The organism is Bradyrhizobium sp. P5_C11_2, assembly GCF_054049755.1.
In genome coordinates, this window is the sequence record NZ_JBFULT010000533.1 from 1 (window position 1) to 5,266 (window position 5,266).

General features: G+C 64.8%; 4 protein-coding genes. 1 reads left to right on the forward strand and 3 read right to left on the reverse strand.

All coding sequences use genetic code 11. The features are described 5' to 3' along the window. Together ACXJL8_RS33150 and ACXJL8_RS33155 are read right to left on the reverse strand one after the other, a co-directional pair. A partial coding sequence (locus ACXJL8_RS33150) for a phosphotransferase family protein (RefSeq protein WP_456686310.1) occupies positions 1 to 877 on the reverse strand: 877 nt, incomplete at its 3' end. A gap of 139 nt (positions 878 to 1,016) precedes the next feature. Then, the gene (locus tag ACXJL8_RS33155; RefSeq protein ID WP_456622757.1) at positions 1,017 to 2,252 is read right to left on the reverse strand and encodes an acyl-CoA dehydrogenase family protein; all 1,236 of its coding nucleotides are present in this window, start codon (positions 2,250 to 2,252) and stop codon (positions 1,017 to 1,019) included. 318 nt (positions 2,253 to 2,570) lie between these two features. On the opposite strand from ACXJL8_RS33155, the gene ACXJL8_RS33160 reads away from it, so the two are divergent. Beyond that, positions 2,571 to 3,260, forward strand: coding sequence for a TetR/AcrR family transcriptional regulator (locus ACXJL8_RS33160; RefSeq protein WP_456686311.1), 690 nt, complete (start codon positions 2,571 to 2,573; stop codon positions 3,258 to 3,260). Between the two features lie 93 nt (positions 3,261 to 3,353). On the opposite strand, the gene ACXJL8_RS33165 is transcribed toward ACXJL8_RS33160, so the two are convergent. Next, the coding region (locus ACXJL8_RS33165) for an autotransporter outer membrane beta-barrel domain-containing protein (protein WP_456686312.1) at positions 3,354 to 5,266 on the reverse strand (1,913 nt) is incomplete at its 5' end.

Genomic DNA, 5,266 nt, shown 5'->3' on the forward strand with positions numbered 1-5,266 from the left:
CGCTCATCCCGGTCGCGTTGCAGTAGATCTGCGCGGCCTCTTCGACGCTCGGGATGTTCAGCGCCTTGAGATCGACACCGTGCAATCCCGGCATCACCCATTGCATCAACAGATAGGTGAAGTCGGCCATGGGATCGCCGAGCGTMGACAGCTCCCAGTCCAGCACGGCCAGCACGCGTGGTTCCGTCGGGTGGAAAATCATGTTGTCGAGGCGATAGTCGCCATGGACGATCGAGACCCGGGCCTGCTCCGGCACGGTCTTCGGCAGCCATTCGGCGACCTTCTCGAACTCCGGAATGTGCTGGGTCTCGGAGGCGCGGTACTGCTTGGTCCAGCGGTCGATCTGGCGCGCGAAATAATTGCCGGGCTTGCCGAAGTCGGCGAGACCGATCGCGGTGGGGTCGAACATGTGGAGTTTCGCCAGCGTCTCGATCTTGCTGGTGAATATCTTTCGGCGATCCTCCGGCGTCTGGCTCGGCAGCGACGGATCCCAGAACACCCGGCCCTCTTCCATCGACATGATGTAGAAGGCCGCACCGATGACGCTGTCGTCCTGGCACAGCGCATAGGCGTGCGCGACCGGAAAGCCCTGCTTTCCAAGCGCTGCGATGACGCGGTACTCACGGTCGACCGCATGCGCCGAGGGCAGCAATTTGCCGAACGGTTTTCTGCGCATCACGTAGGAACGCTTCGGCGTGTTCAGCCGGTAGGTCGGATTGGACTGGCCGCCCTTGAACTGGAGGACGACCAGCGGCCCCTCATAGCCTTCGACGTGATCGCGCATCCAGGCCTCGAGCCGCAGCTCGTCGAAGCGATGCCTATCCTCGACCGGCTTGGTGCCCGAGAACTCTTCGTCTTTCCTGACGCCGTCAGCCACGATGACGCTCCCTCAATTCTTTTGTCCGTCATTCCGGGGCGCCTCGAAGAGGCGAACCCGGAATCTCGAGATTCCGGGCCTGGTCCTTCGGACCATCCCGGAATGACGGCGTGGAGAGCGGCTTGTGCCCTTCCCCATTTTAGTGCGTAGGAGAGTTGGCATACTTCCGAACTTCAAGTCTGGCAATKGCGCGATTGTGCACCTCGTCCGGACCGTCAGCGAGACGCAGCGTGCGGATGCCGGCATAGTCCTTGGCAAGACCGGCCTCGTCCGAGACGCCGGCGCCGCCGAAGGCCTGGATCGCCTCGTCGATGATCTTCAGCGCCATGTTGGGGGCGGCGACCTTGATCATGGCGATCTCGGCCTGCGCGGTCTTGTTGCCGACCTTGTCCATCATGTCGGCGGCCTTGAGGCAGAGCAGACGCGTCATCTCGATGTTGGTGCGGGCCTCGCCGATGCGCTGCTCCCACACCGAATGCTCGACGATCTTCTTGCCGAAGGCGGTGCGCGACATCAGCCGCTTCACCATCTTCTCCAGCGCCTCCTCGGCCTTGCCGATGGTGCGCATGCAGTGATGGATGCGGCCCGGACCGAGGCGGCCCTGCGCGATCTCGAAGCCGCGGCCTTCCCCTAGCAGGATGTTCTCCTTCGGCACACGCACGTTCTCGAGCAGCACCTGGGCGTGGCCATGCGGCGCATCGTCGAAGCCGAACACCGGCAGCATCTTCTCGACCTTGATGCCGGGGGTGTCGAGCGGAACCAGGATCTGCGACTGCTGCTGGTGCTTGGCCGCCTTGAAATCGGTCTTGCCCATCAGGATCGCGATCTTGCAGCGGGGATCGCCGACGCCGGACGACCACCATTTGCGGCCGTTGATGACGTAGTGATCGCCGTCCTTCTCGATGCGGGTCTCGATGTTGGTGGCGTCAGACGAAGCCACCGCCGGTTCCGTCATCAGGAAGGCCGAGCGGATCTCGCCGTCCATCAGCGGGCGCAGCCATTTGCGCTTCTGCTCCTTGGTGCCGTAGCGCATGAACACTTCCATGTTGCCGGTGTCGGGCGCGGAACAATTGAAGACTTCCGAGGCCCAGGAGATGTGGCCCATCTGCTCCGACAGCAGCGCGTATTCCAGATTGGTCAGTCCCGCGCCGCGGAATTCGTCGTCCTCATGCTCGTTCGGCGGCATGAACATGTTCCAGAGGCCTTCGGCCTTCGCCTTCTTCTTGAGGTCCTCCAGGACCGGGATCACCTTCCAACGCTCGCCGCTGTGATCCTGCTCATTGTAGATCGGCACCGCCGGACGCACATGCTTGGTCATGAAGGACTGCACGCGGTCGAGCCATTCCTTCTGCTTGGGGGACAGATCGAAATCCATGGGACGCTCCTCGGTCTCTCTTTTGCGAACCTGTTTTACGCCGGACTGTCCTCCCGCCTCGCGGTGCCCGCAAGCGCGAATGCGCCAGCATGCGAGCACCGAGGGAACCATCGCCGCGACCGCGGCTCAATTCCATCAAGCGGATTGACTTTTTCCGGCCTTCAAACGATAGTTTCATACAAGTGTTTGAAATGCAACTCCCCGCCACAACGTCATTCCGGGGCAGCCCGCAGGGCTGAACCCGGAATCCCGAAATTGTGGTGTGAGATTCCGGTTCGACGCTGACGCGTCGCCCCGGAATGACGAGGTGTCGAAGTCATGGCCAGCGATCATACGAGGTCATCCATTCTCGCCGCCGCCGAACGGCTCTATGCCGATCGCGGCTTCGGCGACGTGACGCTGCGCGACATCGTCGCGGAGGCCAACGTCAACCTGGCTGCGGTCAACTATCATTTCGGCTCGAAGGACGAATTGATCGCGGAGCTGTTCGTGACGCGGAGCATCGCGCTCAATCGAGTGCGCCTGGCGGAACTGAAGGCGGCGGAAGAACAAGGCGGCGGCCGCGCGCCGATCGAGGTGATCCTGCGCGCCCTCGTCGGCCCGACCTTGCGCGRCTGCCTCGGCCCCGAGAACCAGCGCTCGACGGCGGCGCGCTTCATGATCCGCGCCTCGATCGAATCCGTGCCGCCGATCCGCCGCATCAAGAACCGCGAGATCGATCATCTGCGCAAGTTTGCTGGCGCGATGCGCAGGTCCCTGCCCGACCGCAGCGACGTCGAGATCTATTGGGGCCTCAACTTCGCGCTCGCCATGGCGCACCACACCATCCGCGAGAGCGAGCGGCTGACGAAACTGTCGGAAGGCAAGTGCGACCTCGACGACGTCGAGGACGTGGTCGCACGCGTGGTCAGCGTGGCGACGATGGCGCTGACCGGTGCCGAAGCCACGAGCAAGCCGGCCGCCCGGCCGATGGTTGCGAACGGGCGGCTGACACGGCAGGATTTGTGAGAACGTGCCGACGAAGAAGGGCGTCCGGCGAGCTGGCGGCACGACGGCAAGACTCGATCGGGGGCTGGATCGACCGAGTCTTTCGCCGCGTCCTCACCAACTCGCCTTCAGCGCCCCCATCCCGGAATAGCTCTGACCGAGGTTCGAGAATTCGCCGGTGACGCGCGCCGACACCTCCCACCAGCGATTGAGCGCCAGGCGCGAGCCGAGATCGAGCCGTGCCGAGTCGGAGGCGGCACTCGCGCCGGCGATCGTGAACGCCGACACCGGCACGGTGACCAACGATGCCGTGATGGTGCGCGACGGCCGAAATTCGTGCACCCAGGCGGCGTGCACGAATGGGCTCCACACCATGCCGTTGCCGAACGCGACGCGACCGTCGAACTTGGCGCCGAGGAACGTCGGCAGCGACGTGACGCTCTGCGCGGCGTAGCTCAATCCGAGTACGCCGGGTGCGGCACCGGCCGTGCTGGCTTCGGTGTAGGCGCCCTGCCACAGCCGTGCGGCCTGGATCGCGGCGAACGGCGTCACCGCAGTGATGCCGAAGTCGAAGGAGCGGCCGATCTCCAGCCTTCCGCCAAGCTGGTCGCTCCCGAATGACCCCTGCGCGGTTTCGGTGGTGCCGACGCCGGTGATGGTCCGCGTCGTGGTGTTGCTGAAATGGCTATAGGCGATCTGCGCCGAGAGATAGTTGGCGCCGAACCGCTGCATCGCATAGGCGCCGACATGGCCACCCTCGAGCCTGCCCGACGTCGCGCGATCATCGACGGAGAAAGTCGCGCTGGAGCCGCCGGCCGCCATGCCCAGCAGGAGATCGGGATTGACGAGGTAATCGCCCCCCATCGCGCCGCCGGCGGCGCGGTTGCTGAGGCTCGCGCTGCCGACGCTCGCATCGCCCGCCAGCTGCTGCCCGGCACCGAAGCCTGCGGCCCAGGCGTTCCATCGCGGCTGCGCCATCGCCGGCGCCTTCAGGGCCGCGAACGCCGACGCAGCCGGGCCGCGCGGTTGCTCCGCAGCGTAGCCAAGCGCAGCGTCGCTGGCGACGCCGCCGCGGTTGCCGGCGCGCCAGGCTTCCATCTGGCCCTCCATGGTCTGGCCGAACAGCACGCCCGAATTGAACGCGGTGTTCTGGGTGCCGCTGGTGCCCTCGCCCGAGAGCTGGTCGAGCACGCGCAGCGAACCCGCCTGCAGCAACTGCGCGTAGAAGGTCGCGGTGGCGCCGGTCAGCGCTGTCGAATAGCCGGCCTCGAGCGCATTGCCGATCGCGCGCTGGTTCTGGGTCTCACCCGCGACGGCGCCAAAACCCTGGCGCGTCAATATCAGGTCGACCGAATTGACATTGTAGGTCGCGGTCGCGTTGAAGAAGGCCGACGACGAGATGACGCTGGCAAACTGGCCCGTGATCGCGGCGGTGGTCTGCACGACGCCGGTGTAGGTCGTGGACGACTGATAGAGCCCCGGCTGCAGCACCGCACGCAAGGTCCCGTTGAGGCTGGCCTGCATTGCGGACAGACCGTCACGATTGCCCGCATTGTCGACCCGTAGCGCCAGCCTACCCTGCGCGGTCTGGGTGAATGTGCCGGCGAAGGCGAGGTTACTCACCGCAAGCGCCGTCCCCGGATCCGTGATGGTGATCAACCCGGCATTGATCAGGCTGTCGCCCGCCCCCATGAGTTCGATCCGCCCGTCCAGCGTACCGTTGTTGGTGATGCTGTTTCCGCTCGCGAGAAAATTAGAGGAGAACAGCGAGTAGCCGTTCGTACCGCCCCTGATCGTGCCGTTGTTAACCACCGTATTGTTCTGGCCAGAGATAGCACCTCCCAGCCCGCCGGCGCCGGTCGCAGCGATCAAGCCACTGTTGGTCACCGTGTTACCGTCGCCGCTGATATCGACACCCACGCCGTTAGTGCTGGCTGCCGTGATCGTGCCGGTGTTGGTGAGAGTGTTACCGTCCAACAGGAAGACGCCTGCGCCCATGATGCCAGTGCTGCTCCCGACCGTGATCG